Annotated in this window: 17 protein-coding genes; 9 read left to right on the forward strand and 8 right to left on the reverse strand. The window is 66.4% G+C overall.

The window, feature by feature from the left end:
- Positions 1-27 precede the first annotated feature (27 nt).
- Positions 28-2,499, reverse strand: coding sequence for an NAD-dependent DNA ligase LigA (ligA, locus tag CR919_RS15385; RefSeq protein ID WP_207761045.1), 2,472 nt, complete (start codon positions 2,497-2,499; stop codon positions 28-30).
- Between the two features lie 181 nt (positions 2,500-2,680).
- Here ligA and CR919_RS15390 point away from each other — a divergent pair, with 181 nt between their 5' ends.
- Entirely contained in the window at positions 2,681-3,805 is a 1,125-nt protein-coding gene (locus CR919_RS15390; protein ID WP_099820761.1) for a pyridoxal phosphate-dependent aminotransferase, read from the forward strand.
- Between the two features lie 151 nt (positions 3,806-3,956).
- On the opposite strand, the gene zipA is transcribed toward CR919_RS15390, so the two are convergent.
- The 6 genes from zipA to CR919_RS15420 form a co-directional block, all read right to left on the reverse strand.
- Positions 3,957-4,694 carry a cell division protein ZipA gene (gene zipA, locus CR919_RS15395; protein WP_099820762.1) on the reverse strand — a complete coding sequence of 246 codons (738 nt, stop codon included), beginning with the start codon at positions 4,692-4,694 and terminating at the stop codon, positions 3,957-3,959.
- Positions 4,695-4,740: 46 nt separating this feature from the next.
- Positions 4,741-8,244 carry a chromosome segregation protein SMC gene (gene smc, locus CR919_RS15400; protein ID WP_099820763.1) on the reverse strand — a complete coding sequence of 1,168 codons (3,504 nt, stop codon included), beginning with the start codon at positions 8,242-8,244 and terminating at the stop codon, positions 4,741-4,743.
- Between the two features lie 402 nt (positions 8,245-8,646).
- Positions 8,647-9,099 carry a 50S ribosomal protein L9 gene (gene rplI, locus CR919_RS15405; RefSeq protein WP_099820764.1) on the reverse strand — a complete coding sequence of 151 codons (453 nt, stop codon included), beginning with the start codon at positions 9,097-9,099 and terminating at the stop codon, positions 8,647-8,649.
- Positions 9,100-9,204: 105 nt separating this feature from the next.
- Complete coding sequence (rpsR, locus tag CR919_RS15410; RefSeq protein WP_002804494.1) at positions 9,205-9,435, reverse strand: 30S ribosomal protein S18; 231 nt, start codon at positions 9,433-9,435, stop codon at positions 9,205-9,207.
- Positions 9,436-9,446: 11 nt separating this feature from the next.
- Positions 9,447-9,884: a 30S ribosomal protein S6 gene (rpsF, locus tag CR919_RS15415; RefSeq protein WP_025876882.1), complete on the reverse strand. Its 438-nt coding sequence runs from the start codon at positions 9,882-9,884 to the stop codon at positions 9,447-9,449.
- A gap of 212 nt (positions 9,885-10,096) precedes the next feature.
- Positions 10,097-10,642, reverse strand: a complete 546-nt coding sequence (locus tag CR919_RS15420) for a CbrC family protein (RefSeq protein ID WP_099820765.1) — start codon at positions 10,640-10,642, stop codon at positions 10,097-10,099.
- 29 nt (positions 10,643-10,671) lie between these two features.
- Here CR919_RS15420 and CR919_RS15425 point away from each other — a divergent pair, with 29 nt between their 5' ends.
- Positions 10,672-10,905: a hypothetical protein gene (locus CR919_RS15425; RefSeq protein WP_099820766.1), complete on the forward strand. Its 234-nt coding sequence runs from the start codon at positions 10,672-10,674 to the stop codon at positions 10,903-10,905.
- 61 nt (positions 10,906-10,966) lie between these two features.
- Here the strand turns inward: CR919_RS15425 and CR919_RS15430 are convergent, their stop codons facing one another.
- Positions 10,967-11,305, reverse strand: coding sequence for an iron-sulfur cluster assembly accessory protein (locus CR919_RS15430; RefSeq protein ID WP_033831500.1), 339 nt, complete (start codon positions 11,303-11,305; stop codon positions 10,967-10,969).
- Positions 11,306-11,435: 130 nt separating this feature from the next.
- On the opposite strand from CR919_RS15430, the gene asnS reads away from it, so the two are divergent.
- The 7 genes from asnS (at position 11,436) to kynU (ending at position 16,852) form a co-directional block, all read left to right on the forward strand.
- Positions 11,436-12,830: an asparagine--tRNA ligase gene (gene asnS / locus CR919_RS15435; protein ID WP_099820767.1), complete on the forward strand. Its 1,395-nt coding sequence runs from the start codon at positions 11,436-11,438 to the stop codon at positions 12,828-12,830.
- Between the two features lie 33 nt (positions 12,831-12,863).
- Complete coding sequence (locus CR919_RS15440) at positions 12,864-13,163, forward strand: hypothetical protein (protein WP_006376524.1); 300 nt, start codon at positions 12,864-12,866, stop codon at positions 13,161-13,163.
- Between the two features lie 7 nt (positions 13,164-13,170).
- Positions 13,171-13,485, forward strand: coding sequence for a hypothetical protein (locus CR919_RS15445; protein ID WP_025876872.1), 315 nt, complete (start codon positions 13,171-13,173; stop codon positions 13,483-13,485).
- A 9-nt stretch (positions 13,486-13,494) separates the two neighbouring features.
- The gene (locus CR919_RS15450; protein WP_099820768.1) at positions 13,495-14,133 is read left to right on the forward strand and encodes an FMN-binding negative transcriptional regulator; all 639 of its coding nucleotides are present in this window, start codon (positions 13,495-13,497) and stop codon (positions 14,131-14,133) included.
- Positions 14,134-14,206: 73 nt separating this feature from the next.
- Complete coding sequence (can, locus tag CR919_RS15455) at positions 14,207-14,869, forward strand: carbonate dehydratase (protein WP_099820769.1); 663 nt, start codon at positions 14,207-14,209, stop codon at positions 14,867-14,869.
- 23 nt (positions 14,870-14,892) lie between these two features.
- Positions 14,893-15,417, forward strand: a complete 525-nt coding sequence (locus CR919_RS15460) for a 3-hydroxyanthranilate 3,4-dioxygenase (protein WP_099820770.1) — start codon at positions 14,893-14,895, stop codon at positions 15,415-15,417.
- Positions 15,418-15,577: 160 nt separating this feature from the next.
- Positions 15,578-16,852, forward strand: a complete 1,275-nt coding sequence (kynU, locus tag CR919_RS15465) for a kynureninase (RefSeq protein ID WP_099820771.1) — start codon at positions 15,578-15,580, stop codon at positions 16,850-16,852.
- The last annotated feature ends 18 nt before the right edge of the window (positions 16,853-16,870 follow it).

The raw sequence follows: 16,870 nt of genomic DNA on the forward strand, positions 1-16,870 counted from the left end.
CGGGCGCCTGCGCACCCGGCCGATTCATCATTCGTGTTCGGCGAAGTAGGCCAGCAGTCGCTCTTCATCCCACACCGGAACGCCCAGCGCTTGCGCCTTGTCCAGCTTGGAACCCGCCTCGGTGCCGGCCACCACGAAACTGGTCTTCTTCGACACGCTGCCGGACACCTTGGCGCCCAGCGCCTCCAGGCGCTCCTTTGCGGTATCGCGATTGAGCTGGGCCAGCGTGCCGGTGAGCACCACCGTCTGCCCGTCCAGCGGCCCGGCCACCACTTCGGCCAAGGCCGGTGCGCTGGCCAGGATGTGCTTCATCTCCACTTCGGCTGCCAGCAGCATCGCGCCATGGCCCTCGCTGTCCAGCCAGTCGGCGACGCCGCGCGCGGTGTCATCGGGCAGGCCGGCGTTGACGAACTGGCCGTGCTCGGCGTCCAACACCGACTGCGCGCTGGGCAGTGCGGCGACCAGCTTCTCGGCGCGCAGGCGGGTGATGCCGGGAATCTCTGCTTCAACCAGCAGTTGCGCCAGGTCAAGACCTTCGCGCAGCTTTGCGCTCGGCGGATGCACGTCACTGATGCGTACCTGCCCCACCTGCAGCAGTGCATCGATGGCCTGCTGGTTGCCCTCCTGTTCGAAGAAGTGGCCCAGCGAGCGCGCCACCTCGCCACCGATATCCGGAACGCGCTTGAACAATGGCCACGGCAAACGGCGGATCAACGCCAGATCGCCAAACCACTGTGCCAGCGCCTTGGCGGTACTTTCGCCGACGTGCTCGATGCCCAGTGCGAACAGCAGTCGTTCCAGCGTCGCGTCACGGCTGGCGTCGATCGCAGCAATCAGGTTGTCGGCCCACTTGGTGGCGATCTTCTTCGTGTTCCATTCGAAGGCGGCCGGCTGCGCCAGTGCCTGCGCGCGCCATCCCGCATCGTTGCCATCCAGCTTCAACACGGCGTTGAGCACTGCGCCGCTGCCTTCGGCCGGCAGGTGCAGTTTCAGACTGGCCGCCAGTGCCGATGGGTCTTCAGCATCCAGCACCAGCTTCAGGTGCAGCAGCTGGTCACGGCTGAGGCGGTACAGATCGGCCACGCTCTTGACGATGCCGGCGTCCACCAGGGTTTCGATGTACTTGTCGCCAAGGCCGTCGATATCCATCGCACGTCGGGAGGCGAAATGGGCGATGGCTTCCTTGCGCTGTGCCGGGCAGGACAGCTCGCCCGAGCAGCGCCAGGCAGCAGCGCCTTCCTCGCGCACGATCTCCGAGCCGCATACCGGGCAGCTGGTCGGCATCTGCCAGGGCGTAGTGCCCGCAGGGCGGCGATCGAGGATGACGCTGACCACTTCCGGGATCACATCGCCGGCACGTCGCACGATCACGCTGTCGCCCACGCGCACGTCCAGCCGCGCGATCTGGTCAGCGTTGTGCAGGGTGGCGTTGGAGACGATCACCCCAGCCACCGCGACCGGCGCGAGACGTGCCACCGGGGTGGCAGCACCTGTGCGGCCGATCTGGATTTCGATGGCTTCCAGGGTAGTGCTCTGTTCCTGCGCCGGGAACTTGTGCGCGATGGCCCAGCGCGGTGCACGCGAAACGAAGCCCATGGTCTGCTGGCCGGCGCGATCATCGAGCTTGTAGACCACACCATCGATATCGAATGCCAGGCTGTCGCGACGCTCGCCGATGTCCCGGTAATAGGCCAACAGGCCGTCGCTGCCTTCCACCACCTTGCACAGGTCGCTGACCGGGAAGCCCCATTCGCGCAGCTGTGCCAGCGTGCCTGAATGGGTATCGGGCAACTCACCGCCCTGTACTTCACCGGTACCGTAGGTGAAGAAGCTGAGCCTGCGCTGCGCGCTGATCTTCGGGTCGAGCTGGCGCAGCGAACCGGCGGCGGCGTTGCGCGGATTGGCCAGCACCTTGCCACCATGCAGGCGCGCGCGCTCGTTGTAGGCCTCGAAGTCGGCGCGGGCCATGTAGACCTCACCGCGCACTTCCAGCACATCCGGCCAATCCTTGCCTTTCAGACGCTTGGGGATGTCGCCGATCTCGCGCAGGTTGGCAGTCACGTCCTCGCCGGTGCTGCCATCGCCACGGGTGGCGCCCAGCACGAAATGGCCGTCCTCGTAACGCAGGCTGATCGCCAGGCCGTCCATCTTCGGTTCGGCGGAAAAACGCAGGGTGCCGCGGCGCAGACGCTCATCAATGCGGCGCACGAAGTCGGCGACTTCCTCATCGCTGAAGGCATTGGACAGCGACAGCATCGGCACTGCATGGGTAACTTCGGCGAAGCGTCCCGACGGCCGGGCGCCCACCTGCTGGGTCGGGCTGTCGGCACGGACAAGATCGGGATGCTCGCGCTCCAGCGCCTCCAGCTCACGCACCAGACGGTCGTAGTCGACGTCGGGGATCTCCGGCGCATCCAGCTCGTGATAGGCACGATTGGCCTGGGCGATCTGCCGGCGCAGGTCTTCGGCACGTTCGGCGGGGCTGGGGCTCATCGGAATCCGCGGGTTCTGGGATGGCCGGGAATTCTACCGCGCCTGCGCGTCAGGCCCTGTCTGCAGCGTCGAGCCAGGCTCAACGGGCGGCTAACAGCAGGTGTGCGCGGCTCGACTCTGGACAACCGCTTGCCGGCAATCACTGCCAGCGCTAGCGTGCGTCGATAGCCCTTCAGGAACCGCGCCTGTGACCCTGCCCGCCTCCCGCCGCCACTTCCTGCAACTGGCCGGCGCCGGTCTCGCTCTTGCCAGCAGCGGCCTGCCTCGGCCTGCCCTGGCACAGCCAGCAACTGTGGCCCCGCCAACCGCCAATGAAGGCGCGGTACTGCTGAATTTCAACGAGTGCCCGTATGGCCCCTCGCCCGCCGCACAGCAGGCGGCGCGCGACAGCATCGCCAGCTGCGGGCGTTACCGCTTCGCCTTGGCCGGGGAAGTGCGCGATGCCTTCATCGCCCAGGCCGGCATTCCCGCCGACCACGTGCGCCTGTATCCGGGCTCCAGCGAGCCGCTGAACCGCGCGGCGACGCTGTGGACCGGCCCGCAGGCGGGCCTGGTGGTGGCCGACCCGACCTTCGAGACGCTGGGCGAGATGGCAGCCGCGCGCGGCGCTCATGTGCAGAAGGTGCCGCTGCGCAGCGATGGTGCGCACGACCTGCGCGCGATGGTGGCCGCCGCACACGCGCGACCGACCGGCCTGCTGTACGTGTGCAATCCCAACAACCCCACCGGCTCGATCAGTCCCCCCGACGAGCTGGCCTGGCTGCTGGCCAACAAGCCGGTCGGCACCCGCGTGCTGCTGGACGAGGCCTATCTGCAGTACAGCGAACAGCCCAGCCTGATTGCACAGGTGGCCCGGCGCGACGACCTGATCGTGCTGCGCACCTTCTCCAAGCTGTACGGCATGGCCGGCCTGCGTCTTGGCGTGGCGGCGGCACATCCCGAGCGCCTGCGCGAGCTGGCCAGCCTGGGCGAGAATCCGCTGCCGGTGCCTGCGCTTGCGGCGGCACTGGCCAGCCTGCGTGACCCGCAACTGGTTCCGCAGCGACGCCTGCAGAATGCCAAGGCCCGGCAGACCACCATCGCCTGGCTGGGCAAGCGTGGCTTCCACTGCCTGCCAACGGAAGCGAACTGCTTCGTGGTGGATGTGCGGCGTGACGGCGCTGCCTTCGCCAAGGCCATGGCGGACAACGGCGTGGTGATCGGCCGCAGCTGGCCGATCTGGCCGCAGCGCGTGCGCGTGACCGTGGGCACCGAGGAAGAGATGGTGCGCTTCCGCAGCGCGTTCGCGAAGGTGGCGGGCGTACCGGCCTGACCCGGTTGGTGGGGGCGAACCTTGGTTCGCCCGTCCACGCATGGCGTGGATCTACTACTGGCAGAACCTGAGTGCCCCCATCCACGCATGGCGTGGATCTACGGGTCTGGTGGGTGCCGACCGTTGGTCGGCACGCCAGGACCTGCTGCGCTTACCAGCGCGGCGTCTTGGTCAGCGGCGGGGCCTGGTGCTGGCGGTCATAGGCGCGCAGCTCATCACGGATGTGGGCGATGCGCTGGCGACCGAGCGCGTTGCGGCCGTCATCCAGTACCACGCCATCCAGCAGCTCGGCCATGCGCTGCACGGTCGGCAGCATCTTCTCCCAGGCGTCCAGCGCGGTCAGCGGCGCCGGCAGGGTCAGGAAGAAGGCGATGGCCGGGGTTTCCATGGCGCGGATGTTGCCCATGTCGAAGCTGCCCGGCTTCATGATGCTGGCCATCGAGAAGATCGGGCCGCGTTCGGGATGCCCCTCGACCAGCCGGTGGAACACATTCATGTGGCCAAACACCAGGCCGGTCTTTTCCGCGGCCACGACGATGTCTTCGCCACGCAGCTGTTCGCCGGCGCGGGCGGCCACGAACAATGAAACGATCTTGTCGAAATCCTGGGTCGCGCGCTTGCCCAGGTCGCTCGCCGCGCCATCAACATCGGGCAGCCCCAATTCGGCCTGCTCGACCGTCTCGCCCATGCCAGGCTCGACGCGGGCGTCGGCCACGGGTACGCCATCCTCGCCCAGCACCGGCTCGCGGCGCTCGCCGCTGGTCGGCTCGGCGCTGTCCAGACGACGGCCCTGGGGCTTCTTCTTGGGACGGCCAAACAGGAAGATCGCAGCGACCAACAGCAGGCCGGCGGCCAGGATGCCGATGCGCAACAGTGCCGTGTCGGACATTCGTTAGGTTCTCCGGCTAGTTCATTCAGGTAACTAGGATGGCACGTCAGGCCGCGCCCGCCAATCGCGCGGCTTCTTCCAGGTCCACGCTGACCAGGCGGCTGACGCCCGGTTCGCGCATCGTCACGCCCGACAACTGGTGCGCTGCTTCCATCGTGGCCTTGTTGTGGCTGACGAACAGGAACTGCACCTTCTCGCTCATTTCCTTGACCATGTTGGCCAGGCGGCCGACGTTGGCTTCATCCAGCGGCGCGTCCACCTCGTCCAGCAGGCAGAACGGCGCCGGGTTGAGCTGGAAGATCGCAAACACCAGCGCCACGGCGGTCATCGCCTTTTCGCCACCGGACAGCAGCGAGATGCTCGATACCCGCTTGCCCGGGGGGCGCGCCATGATGGTCACACCGGTGTCGAGAAGGTCTTCGCCGGTCAGTTCCAGGTAGGCGTGGCCGCCGCCGAACAGGCGCGGATACAGGGCCTGCACACCGGCATTGACCCGATCGAAGGTGTCCTTGAAACGGCCGCGGGTCTCGCGGTCGATCTTGCGGATCGCATCTTCCAGGGTCTCCAGCGCCGTGGTCAGATCCACGTGCTGGGCGTCCAGATACTCCGAGCGCTGCGAGGCTTCGCCATATTCGTGGATCGCGGCCAGGTTGACCGGCTCCAGCCGGCGCATGCGGCCATCGATCTGGTGCACGGCTTGTTCCCAGTCGCCCAGGCGCGCGTCTTCGGGCAGCGTGTTGATCACATCCTGCAGTACGAAACCGACCTTCTCCACTGCGCCCTGCAGGGTTTCGGCACTGAGCACCAATGCCTGCTGGTCCAGCTTGCGCTGCGAAATGCGCTCGCGCTGGGACAACGCCTGCTCGTCGCGCTGGTGGCGGGTCTGCTCGTAATTGCGCAGCTCGGCGTCGATGCCGTCCAGCAGCGTGCGCGCCTCGGTCAGCACGCGATCGGCACGCACACGCTCTTCCAACGCGTTCTGGTGCTCGGCCTGCAGTGACTCGACCGGTGTATCGCCTTCGTCCAGCTGCGAATGCAGTTCGCCCAGGCGCGAATCCAGCTGGCTACGCTGGGTACTCATGCGTTCCAGCGCCTGGCTCAACGAGGCCACCTGGGCGCGCTGCGATTCCAGGGTCAGGGCCAACGCGTGCGAACGCTCGCGTACCGCGCGGGCGGCGTCGCGGGCCAGATCACGCGCCTCGGTCAACTGACGGCGTTCGCCCTCCAGGCCCTGCCGGTTCGACTCCAGGTCGCCCATGCTGTTGACCGCATTCTCCAGCCGCGAACGCGCTTCCCGCGCCTGTTCGCGATTGATGTCCAGGGTCTCCAGCAACTGGCTGAGCTCGCCTTCGATGCGGTCGATGCGCGTACGTGCCGCCTCGACCTTGCCCTGCTGGCCCTGCAGCTGGCCGGCCAGTTCGGACACCGCGCGGTGCGCCAGGTACAGCGCCCGCTGCGCATCCTCGCGCTGCTGTTCGGCGGCCAGCAGGTGCTCACGGAAACCGGCCAGCTGTTCTTCCAGTTCGGCTTCGCGCGACTGCAGCTGCTCGATCTGCTCGCGCAGCTCGTTGATTTCGCGTTCGCGCAGCAACGCGCCCTGCTTGGCGGCGCCGGAGCGCGATACGCGCACCCAGCCCTCGCCCAGACGCTCGCCGCCCTGGGTGATGATGGAATCGCCCTCAGGCAGGCTGGCCTGCAGCGCGTTGGCTTCGGCGAGGTCGCGCGCGCCGTGCAGTCGCGCAAGCAGGCGACGGATCGGCGCCGGGCCGCGCACGCGTGCCGCCAGCGAGGTCGGCGCGACCTTCAGGTCCGCGCCGTCATTGGCGACCAGCGCGATGCGGCCTTCGCCCAGCTCGCCCAGCGCGTCGACCAGGCTGGCGGGGTCATCGACCAGAACGCCTTCGATCAATTGGCCGAGGGCGCTTTCCACCGCGTTTTCCCAACCGGCATCGACATCCAGGCGCTCGCCCACGCGTGCGGCCGAATCCAGGCCACGCGACTTCAGCCAGGCCACCGCCGCGCCCTGCTCCTGGCCGAGTGCGGCCTGCTGCAGGGTTTCCAGCGAGGACAGGCGCCCGCGCAGACCATTGACCTGCTTGCGCAGTTCGGCCAGTTCGTTCTGGCCGCTGCGCTGCTGCTCCTGCACGGCGGCGACACCGTGCTTGCGCTCCTCGACCTGTTCGGTCAGCTCATCCAGCGCGGTCTTCTGCGTGTCGTGCTGCAGATGCAGTTGTTCGAAGACTTCATCCAGCGCATCCACGTCAAGGCCTGCGCGCTCGGCCGCCAGCGCTTCGCGGCGACGATCGGCGTCAAGGATCTGCTTGTCCAGGTAGTCCACGCGGGTGCGCTCGACCTCGCCGGCGCGCGAGGCTTCCGAGCTCTGCGACGTGTGCTGCTCCCAACGCTGCTGCCAATCGGACAACCGCGCTTCGGCCTCGCGCAGGCCTTCCTGCTTGATCTCGTTCTCTTCCTGCAGCGCTTCCAGCTGCGGGGTGGCCGCATCGACCGCTTCGCGCAGCACCAGCAGCTTGGCTTCGTCACCACTGATGTGCTGGCCCAGTTCGGCCAGTGCCTGGCGGGTTTCATCGCGCGCCTTGTGCAGGCGCTGCGACAGTTCGCGCTGGTGCTGGATCTGCTGTTCGAGACGGGCCAGCGTGCTGCCCACCTGGTAGACCTCGGCCTGCGCGGCGTTGAGCGCGTCGGCGGCCTCCTCGCGGCGCACACGCGAGGTCTCGATCCGCGCCTCGGCGTCACGCTGGTCGGCGATCAGTTGCTGCAGCTTGGTTTCTTCCTGTGACAGGCCTTCGCGCAGCTTGGACAGCCGACCATCCAGGCCGCGGTATTCCAGCGCCTTCCACTCGGCGTCCTTGACCCGGCGCTCTTCCTGCAGTGTCTGGTACTGCTCGGCCTGTTTGGCCTGCCGCTTGAGGTGTTCAAGCTGCTTGGTGATTTCCTCGCGCAGGTCGCCAAGGCGGTCCAGGTTCTCGCGGGTGTGGCGGATGCGGGTCTCGGTCTCCTTGCGGCGTTCCTTGTACTTGGAGATGCCGGCGGCCTCTTCCAGGTACACGCGCAGGTCTTCCGGGCGCGCCTCGATGATCTGGCTGATCATGCCCTGCTCGATGATCGAGTAGCTGCGCGGGCCCAGGCCGGTGCCGAGGAACAGGTCGGTGATGTCGCGACGGCGGCACTTGGTGCCGTTGAGGTAGTAGTTGCTGCTGCCGTCGCGACTGACGGTGCGCTTGACCGAGATCTCGTTGAACGAGGCGTACTCGCCGGAAATCGTGTGATCCGAGTTGTCGAAGATCAGCTCGACGGTGGCCTGCGAAACCGGCTTGCGGGCATTGGAGCCGGAGAAGATCACGTCGGTGAGCGAGTCACCACGCAGGCGGCTGGCCGAACTTTCCCCCATGACCCAGCGCACCGCGTCGATGATGTTCGACTTGCCGCAGCCATTGGGGCCCACCACGCCGGTCATGTTGGTCGGCAGGTGCAGCGTGGTCGGATCGACGAAGGACTTGAAGCCGGACAGCTTGATCGTGGAAAGACGCATGGCGTGATTGGGTTCCGGGCAAGGGCCTTACGGCCGCCACCATAGTGGATGTCAGGTCAGCCAGCACCTCAAGCCCTTGATTTCAAAAGAATTCAACAGGGCCAAGGGTGACGCAATGGAATGAGTATAGCGGGGCGAATGTTCCACGGGCGGGATGACCGGGGGAGGAAGCTCCGCGCTCACCCCCGCTCCTGCTCTCCGGCGTCGCCGCAGGCCGCCCGGGACACCTACCCGTGTCCGGAAAATGAGAGCAACGTGTTGATATTCATGGATTCATCCTGAATCCGCCGGCACATGCGTCACCCGCCAAGCACCGGCCCGGCCGGGTCGCCTTCGCCCAAAACAAAAACGGGCACCCTTGCGGGCGCCCGTTCTGGTGATACCAGGCCTTGCGGCGTGGGATCAGGCCTTTTCGGCTTCAACCACGACCTTGACGGTGGTCTCGACGTCCGCGTGCAGGTGCACCAGGACTTCGTACTCGCCAATGTTGCGGAAGGCGCCTTCGCCCAGGATGACTTCGCTCTTGCTCAGCGGCAGGCCAGCAGCGGTGAAGGCATCGGCGATTTCGCGCGCGCCGACCGAGCCGTACAGCTTGCCTTCGGTCGAAGCGTTGGCGGCGACGGTCACGCTCGCGCCTTCCAGCTTGGCCTTGCGGGCTTCAGCGTCGGCGTGGATGGACTGGGCCTTGGCTTCGTATTCGGCGCGCTTGGCTTCGAACTCGGCCTTGTTGCTCTCGGTGGCCGGAACGGCCTTGCCCTGCGGCACGAGGAAGTTACGGCCGTAGCCCGGCTTCACGTCGACCAGGTCGCCGAGGTTGCCGAGGTTGGTGACTTTCTGCAGGAGGATCAGCTGCATGGTATTGCTCCAGATAAGTTATTCGTTAGCGAGGCGCGGGCCCCGCAACAAAGGCTGTCCGAATAGCTGGCACAGCGGGGGCAGCGCGAGGCTGCCCCGCCGGCATCAGACGTCGTGGTTGTCGGTGTACGGAATCAGGGCCAGGAAGCGAGCGCGCTTGACGGCGGTCGCCAGCTGACGCTGGTACTTCGACTTGGTACCGGTGACGCGGCTCGGCACGATCTTGCCGTTCTCGGTCAGGTACTGGCGCAGGGTGTTGAGATCCTTGTAGTCGATCTCCTTGACACCTTCGGCCGTGAACTTGCAGAACTTGCGGCGACGGAAGAACTTGGACATGTCAGTGCTCCTTAGGCGGCCGAAGCGGCGTCGTCGCCGGCATCGTTGTCAGCGGCGGGGGTGGTTTCGCCTTCTTCGTCATCACGACGACGACGCTCACCACGCTCGGGCTTGTCGCCCTTCTCGTCCTTGCTCTTCATGATCAGCGACTGCTCGGTGTCAGCCTCGTCACGCTTGATGACCAGGTTGCGCAGCACGGCGTCGTTGAAGCGGAAGCTCTCGGTCAGTTCGGTCAGAACAGCCTGGTCGACTTCGATGTTCAGCAGCACGTAGTGCGCCTTCACCAGGTTCTGGATCGGGTACGCCAGCTGGCGGCGGCCCCAGTCTTCCAGACGGTGGATGGTGCCGTTGCCGTTCTCGACCAGCGACTTGTAGCGCTCGATCATGGCCGGGACCTGCTCGCTCTGGTCCGGGTGGACCATGAACACGATTTCGTAATGACGACTCATGTTTTTCTACCTTTCGGATGTGGCCTTGCGGCCGGACAGCCCCCCGCCGTTGATACCGCGGTGGGGCAAGGGATCCTGCCAGGGAGGCAGGAAGCCGCGCATTATGGCGCAGATGGGGCGCGTGAACAAGGTACGGACCTTCAGGGGCCAATGAGGGGCCCCAGGAAGCACCCCGAAATCCAATAAATTTCCTTGAAATTCAACAACCTGGACTACGCCAGATCAACATGAAGGCGGTGCTGGCCACACTGCAGGCACTGGAACAGGCAACCGACCATCTGCCCCTCGCGTGTCAGGTGCTGCAGCACCCAGTCGGCATTACGCGGGTTGACCGCCGCCACGTCGGGCCGGACCTCGGCCAGGATCGGCGCCAGGTCATCGCTGCCGGCATAGCCCAGGAACGCACAAGGAGTATTGCAGTGGGTCAGCCAGACCGGCTGCTGCCAGGAGAAGTAACCCGGGGTACGCTCGCAGATCTCCAGCAACTGCTCGCGGGGAATGGTCGGTGGCGGATCGGCCGGGTCCGGCGATACGCCCTCGATGTCGCTCCAGCCGATGAAATCGCCCTGGAAACGTTCAACCGCCCGGCCGTTGGCGATGCACCAGGGACACAGATAGCCCGGCGCATCGCCGGCACAATAGAACGTGCACAGGTAGCGCAGCGCCCGCGGCTCGCCACAGCAATCGCAGACACCCGCCACCTCCTCGAAGGAGATCGCGTAGGCGTTGGGAGAATAGGCAAAAACCGGTCGTTCCATCCGTGGATCCTCTGCGCTAACGTCCAGCCATGGACCGCCTCACACGAATCCGAGACTGGATCAACCGCGACAATGGCCGCCTGTTCCGTGTGGGAAACGGCCCGATCAGCGGCGCTACGGCCCTGGGCTTTCTGAGCTTGGTGGCGGCACTGCTGATGCATCTTCTGCACGACGCCACAGGGCTGCCAGGCGCCCATGCAGCGGCCTGCCTGATGACGGGCGGCGCGTTGTTGGTCTGGGCTGCCTGGCGCAACCGCCGCTGACCAGGGCCTGGGGCGCCCCAACGACCGTGCCGACCAAGGTCGGCATCTACCCAAGCGGGCCTCAGGCCTTGTCGGCGTCGGTGGTGAAGCTCTCGCCGCAGCCGCACTCGGCGGTGGCATTGGGGTTGCTGAACGTGAAGGTCTCGCTCAGGCCGTGCTTGCCGAAGTCGATCACGGTGCCGTCCACCAGGGCCAGGCTCTTGGCGTCGACGTAGATCTTCACCCCGTCCTGGTCGAACACGGTGTCGTCCGCGCGCTCGTCGCGGGCCAGGTCGGTGATGTGGCCCCAGCCGGAGCAGCCGGTCTTGGTCACGCCAAAGCGCAGGCCCAGCGCGCCGGGGGTCTGGGCGACGAAGCGCTGCACGCGCTCGAAGGCAATAGGGGTCAGGCTGACAGCCATGGTGGATCACTCCAGAGGTACCGGGACATTATAGGGAGCCGATGACCGCAGAAATGCCTCGCAAGCAGAACGCTGCAACCGGTAAACTCCCGTGTTCAGAGATCGAGTCGATCAGCAGAGGATTCAAGTCATGACGGTGGTCAGCGTTGAACATGCGCTTGCCGGGAAGATCCCGGAAGGTGGCGAAGTCACGGTACGCGGTTGGGTGCGCACGGTGCGCGGTTCAGCAAATCTGGCTTTCGTGAATGTGACCGACGGCTCCTGCTTCGCCCCGATCCAGGTCGTGGCCGGCGACGCGCTGGCCAACTTCGACGAGATCAAGCGCCTGACCACCGGCTGCTCGCTGGTGGCCACCGGCACCCTGGTGAAGTCGCAGGGCAAGGGCCAGTCGTTCGAGATCCAGGCCAGCGCGGTCGAGGTGGTCGGCTGGGTCGAAGACCCGCTCACCTACCCCATCCAGCCCAAGCCGATGACGCCGGAGTTCCTGCGTGAAGTGGCGCACCTGCGCCCGCGCACCAACCTGTTCGGCGCAGTCACCCGCATCCGCAACTGCCTGGCCCAGGCCGTGCACCGTTTCTTCCACGAGAACGGCTTCAACTGGATCAGCACCCCGATCATCACTACCTCCGATGCCGAAGGCGCCGGCCAGATGTTCCGCGTGTCCACCCTGGACATGGTGAACCTGCCGCGTGATGCCCAGGGCGGGATCGACTTCAGCCGCGACTTCTTCGGCAAGGAAACCTTCCTGACCGTGTCCGGCCAGCTGAACGTCGAGGCCTACTGCCTGGCGCTGAGCAAGGTGTACACCTTCGGCCCGACCTTCCGCGCCGAGAACAGCCACACCACCCGCCACCTGGCGGAGTTCTGGATGATCGAGCCGGAAATCGCCTTCGCCGACCTGGCCGAAGACGCACGCCTGGCCGAAGAATTCCTGAAGTACCTGTTCCGCGCGGTGCTCAACGAGCGCGGCGACGACCTGGCCTTCATCGCCGAGCGCGTGGACAAGAACGCGATCACCAAGCTGGAAGACTTCATCAACGCGCCGTTCGAGCGCATCGACTACACCGATGCGGTCGCCCTGCTGCAGAAGTCCGGCAAGAAGTTCGACTTCCCGGTCGAATGGGGCCTGGACCTGCAGACCGAGCACGAGCGCTGGCTGACCGAGGAACACGTCGGCCGCCCGGTGGTGGTGACCAACTACCCCGAGCACATCAAGGCCTTCTACATGCGCCTGAACGATGACGGCAGGACCGTCGCCGCGATGGACGTGCTGGCCCCGGGCATCGGCGAGATCATCGGTGGCAGCCAGCGCGAAGAGCGTCTGGATGTGCTGGATGCACGCATGGCGCAGTTCGGCCTGGATCGCGAGCATTACAGTTGGTACCGCGATTTCCGCCGCTACGGCTCGGTGCCGCACGCAGGCTTCGGCCTGGGCTTCGAGCGCCTGGTGGTCTACGTCTGCGGCCTGTCCAACATCCGCGATGCGATCCCCTACCCGCGCGCCCCGGGCAGCGCGGACTTCTAAGCTCACACGCCCGACCACGGAGGTACTGCCCCCATGACCCTGTTCTTCGCCCTGTGTTTCGTCGGCGTGGCAGTGGCCGGGTTCAGTGCCTTCGTGATCTTCTGGCCGCTGACCCTGGTGCATGTGCGCGATCGCCATCCGGCGCTGGCGCAGCGCTTCGGCAGTGGCGCCTTCCTCAAGCCCGATGCGCTGGGCTGGCTGCTGCGGCGCGAGTACCGCACCCAGCCGGACCGCTCGCTGTCCGGGCTGGCGACGCCCGCCTGGGTATCGCTGCTGACCCTGCTGGCCGGACTGGGCATGGCTGCCCTGCTCTGGCTGGCCTCGCTCTGGTAAGACACACATGAACGACCTTTCCCACGTCCGCGACAGCTGGTGGCTGGCCAGCCTCGGCAACACCCTGATCTGGGCACGCCTGCGCATCCGCGAGGCCGGCACCGCCGAAGTGCTGGACAGCGATGGCAATACGCTGAGCTACGACAGCGAAGACACCGCCCGCTCGCAGCTGTTCGACGCCGAGTTCGTCGAGTACGACGGCCTGGACGAAGAAGATGCGCTGGTACGCGGCTTCTCGCTGCATGAAGTGCAGCCACCGCAAGCGGGCAGCGACGAAGGCCTGCGCGGACGCATGGTGCAGTCGCTCGGCAGCCGCGCCTGAGGCCAACCGATGTTCACCCCGCGCGCTTTCGCACAGACCGACCTGCAGTGGCTGGATCGCCTGTTGGCGCGTGATCCATTCGTCACCGTGCTCACCGCCGGTGGCGACGGCCTGCCTGAACTGACCCGGCTGCCGGTGTTGTACCGGCGCGACGGCGACCACATCGAGCTGCGCGGCCACTGGGCCCGCGCCAACCCGCAGGCACGCCACAGCGGTGCGGCCAAGGTGCTGGTGGACGGGCCGCATGGCTATATCTCGGCCAGCTGGTACCCGGACAAGGAGCCTGCCGCGCGGGTGCCTACCTGGAACTACGCCGCCGCCGAGCTGCGCGGCCAGCTGCAGACCTTCGATGATACCGATGCCCTGGCCCAGCTGGTCAGCGATACCGGTGACCGCTTCGAAGCCAGCGTCGGTCAGGCGTGGAAGTTCGAACCCCAGCGCGACGACCACCGCCGCCAGCTGCGCGGCATCATCGGCTTCCGCTTCACCGTCGAACAGGTGCAGCTGACGTTGAAGCTGAGCCAGAACCACCCCGAGGCCAACCAGCAGGCGGTGATGGCCGAGCTGGAACGCCTGGACAATCCCCATTCCACCGAACTGGCGCAGTGGATGCGCCGGTATCGCGACGAAGCCGCCGCAGGCAGCTGAGCGCCCTGTTTCCCGCGACGACGCGACCAGAACGGCCGCGCCTTGCCCCCACCCGACGTCAGGGACCCCGAACATGAAAGACATCCACAAGCTGCTGCAGAACAACCGCGACTGGGCGGACCGGATCGAGAAGGAAGACCCGGACTTCTTCCATCAGCTGGCCAAGCAGCAGCATCCGGAATACCTGTGGATCGGCTGCTCCGACTCGCGCGTGCCGGCCAACCAGATCATCGGCATGGCTCCGGGCGAAGTGTTCGTGCATCGCAACGTAGCCAACGTGGTGGTGCACACCGACCTGAACTGCCTCAGCGTGATCCAGTACGCCGTGGACCAGCTGAAGGTGAAGCACATCCTGATCGTCGGCCACTATGGCTGCGGCGGCGTGCACGCCAGCTTGAACAACACGCGGGTGGGCCTGGCCGACAACTGGTTGCGCCATGTCGGTGACGTGGCACAGAAGCACGCGGCGATCATGGACGCGATCGAGGAGCCGGAGCTGAAGCATGCACGCCTGTGCGAACTGAACGTGATCGAGCAGGTGGTCAACGCCTGCCGCTCGACGATCGTGCAGGACGCCTGGGCACGCGGCCAGAAGCTGATGGTGCACGGCTGGGTGTACAGCCTGAAGGATGGCCGCGTGCGCGAAATGGGCATCGACGTGGGCGCGCCGGAAGACCTGCAGCCTGCGTATGAGAAGGCCCTGTCCTACGTTCCGCGCCACGGCCGGCGCGACTGACCCTTCCTCCCACGGACATCCCCATGCTTGCCTCCCCCATCAACCTGCTGGGCTGGATCGAGGAAAACCGGCATCTGTTGAAGCCGCCGGTCGGCAACAAGATGATCGACAACGGCGATTTCATCGTGATGGTGGTCGGCGGACCGAACAGCCGCACCGATTTCCACTACGACGAAGGACCGGAGTGGTTCTATCAGTTGGAAGGCGAAATGGTGCTGAAGGTGCAGGAGGATGGCGCGGTGCGCGATATCCCGATCCGCGCTGGCGAAATCTTCCTGCTGCCGGGCAAGGTGCCGCACTCACCGCGGCGCCCACCCGGCGGCGTCGGCCTGGTGGTGGAACGCAAGCGCCTGCCGCATGAACGCGATGGCGTGATCTGGCATTGCGAGCGCTGCAACCACAAGCTGTACGAAGAGTACTTCACGCTGCAGAACATCGAAACCGACCTGCCGAAGGTGTTCGCGCGCTACCAGGCCAGCCTGGAACTGCGCACCTGCAGCGAGTGCGGCCACGTGGATCCGTTGCCGGCACCAGCGCGGGCTGGCTGACAATCCGCCCTTGTAGAGCCGAGCCCATGCTCGGCTGTGGGCCCACGTAGCCGAGCATGGACTCGGCTCTACAGGCTTGGCGGCATGCATGCTTCCCCGCCACCGGCTACGCCATGCCAGGCGCTACACTGACAGCCCCGTTGCAGCCTGTTGCCCGACCATGTCCGACCTGCTCAGCCGCACCCACGCCATTGCCCTTGATGCCGCCGATCCGCTGCGGCCGCTGCGGCAGGAATTCCTGATTCCGCGCCACGGTGGTGGTGAGCAGACCTACTTCGTCGGCAACTCGCTGGGCCTGCAACCGCGCGGCGCGCAGGCGGCGGTGCAGGAAGTGATGAAGCAGTGGGGCGAACTGGCGGTGGAAGGCCACTTCACCGGACCGACCCAATGGCTGTCGTACCACCGACTGGTCAGCGCACAGTTGGCGCGCGTCGTCGGCGCCCTGCCCAGCGAAGTCGTGGCGATGAACACACTGAGCGTGAACCTGCACCTGATGATGGTCAGCTTCTACCGGCCGACGGCCGAACGCCCGGTGATCCTGATGGAAGCCGGCGCGTTCCCGACTGACCGCCATGCAGTGGAAGCACAGATCCGCTTCCATGGCTTCGACCCGGCAGACTGTCTGGTGGAAGTGCAGCCGGATGAAGCCAACGGCACGATCTCGATGACCGCGATCGAACGCGCGATCGCCACGCACGGTCCGCGCCTGGCGCTGGTGCTGTGGCCTGGCGTGCAGTACCGCAGCGGCCAGGCCTTCGACCTGGATGCGATCACCCGCGCCGCACGCCTGCAGGGTGCGCGCATCGGCTTCGATCTGGCGCACTCAGTCGGCAACCTGCCGCTGCGCCTGCATGACGTCGCCCCGGACTTCGCCGTGTGGTGCCACTACAAATACCTCAACAGCGGCCCGGGCGCCGTGGCCGGTGCCTTCGTGCACGAGCGCCATCATCGCGACACCACGCTGCCGCGCTTTGCCGGCTGGTGGGGCCATGACGAGGCCACCCGCTTCCAGATGGCGCCGCAGTTCCAGCCCGCAGTCGGTGCCGAGGGCTGGCAGCTGAGCAATCCGCCGATCCTCGGCCTGGCGCCGCTGCGTGCGTCGCTGGACCTGTTCGAACGTGCCGGCATGGAATCGCTGCGCAGCAAGTCGCTGGCACTGACCGGCCTGCTCGACGCACTGGTACGCGCGCGCCTGCCGCAGGTATTGGAGATCGTCACCCCGGCCGAGCCGGAGCGCCGCGGCTGCCAGCTGTCGCTGCGGGTGATCGGCGGCCGCGAGCGTGGGCGCGCCCTGTTCGAGCACCTGCGTGCCATCGGCGTGCTGGGTGACTGGCGCGAGCCGGACGTCATCCGCATCTCACCCACTCCGCTCTACAACCGCTACCTGGACGTGCACCATTTCGTCGAGGAAGTGGAAGCCTGGGCCGGCCTGTAAGCCGCCCTCCCCTACTGC

Source organism: Stenotrophomonas sp. LMG 10879 (assembly GCF_002750935.1).
GTDB classification, from domain to species: domain Bacteria; phylum Pseudomonadota; class Gammaproteobacteria; order Xanthomonadales; family Xanthomonadaceae; genus Stenotrophomonas; species Stenotrophomonas lactitubi_B.

What these genes read in the sequence shown, in the direction of transcription:
- CR919_RS15460 (WP_099820770.1), top strand. Translation starts at nt 14,893, where the DNA reads ATGCTTGCCTCCCCCATCAACCTGCTGGGCTGGATCGAGGAAAACCGG.
- asnS (WP_099820767.1), top strand. Translation starts at nt 11,436, where the DNA reads ATGACGGTGGTCAGCGTTGAACATGCGCTTGCCGGGAAGATCCCGGAA.
- CR919_RS15440 (WP_006376524.1), top strand. Translation starts at nt 12,864, where the DNA reads ATGACCCTGTTCTTCGCCCTGTGTTTCGTCGGCGTGGCAGTGGCCGGG.
- CR919_RS15450 (WP_099820768.1), top strand. Translation starts at nt 13,495, where the DNA reads ATGTTCACCCCGCGCGCTTTCGCACAGACCGACCTGCAGTGGCTGGAT.
- rpsF (WP_025876882.1), bottom strand. Translation starts at nt 9,884, where the DNA reads ATGAGTCGTCATTACGAAATCGTGTTCATGGTCCACCCGGACCAGAGC.
- can (WP_099820769.1), top strand. Translation starts at nt 14,207, where the DNA reads ATGAAAGACATCCACAAGCTGCTGCAGAACAACCGCGACTGGGCGGAC.
- kynU (WP_099820771.1), top strand. Translation starts at nt 15,578, where the DNA reads ATGTCCGACCTGCTCAGCCGCACCCACGCCATTGCCCTTGATGCCGCC.
- CR919_RS15430 (WP_033831500.1), bottom strand. Translation starts at nt 11,305, where the DNA reads ATGGCTGTCAGCCTGACCCCTATTGCCTTCGAGCGCGTGCAGCGCTTC.
- rplI (WP_099820764.1), bottom strand. Translation starts at nt 9,099, where the DNA reads ATGCAGCTGATCCTCCTGCAGAAAGTCACCAACCTCGGCAACCTCGGC.
- smc (WP_099820763.1), bottom strand. Translation starts at nt 8,244, where the DNA reads ATGCGTCTTTCCACGATCAAGCTGTCCGGCTTCAAGTCCTTCGTCGAT.
- CR919_RS15445 (WP_025876872.1), top strand. Translation starts at nt 13,171, where the DNA reads ATGAACGACCTTTCCCACGTCCGCGACAGCTGGTGGCTGGCCAGCCTC.
- rpsR (WP_002804494.1), bottom strand. Translation starts at nt 9,435, where the DNA reads ATGTCCAAGTTCTTCCGTCGCCGCAAGTTCTGCAAGTTCACGGCCGAA.
- CR919_RS15420 (WP_099820765.1), bottom strand. Translation starts at nt 10,642, where the DNA reads ATGGAACGACCGGTTTTTGCCTATTCTCCCAACGCCTACGCGATCTCC.
- zipA (WP_099820762.1), bottom strand. Translation starts at nt 4,694, where the DNA reads ATGTCCGACACGGCACTGTTGCGCATCGGCATCCTGGCCGCCGGCCTG.
- CR919_RS15425 (WP_099820766.1), top strand. Translation starts at nt 10,672, where the DNA reads ATGGACCGCCTCACACGAATCCGAGACTGGATCAACCGCGACAATGGC.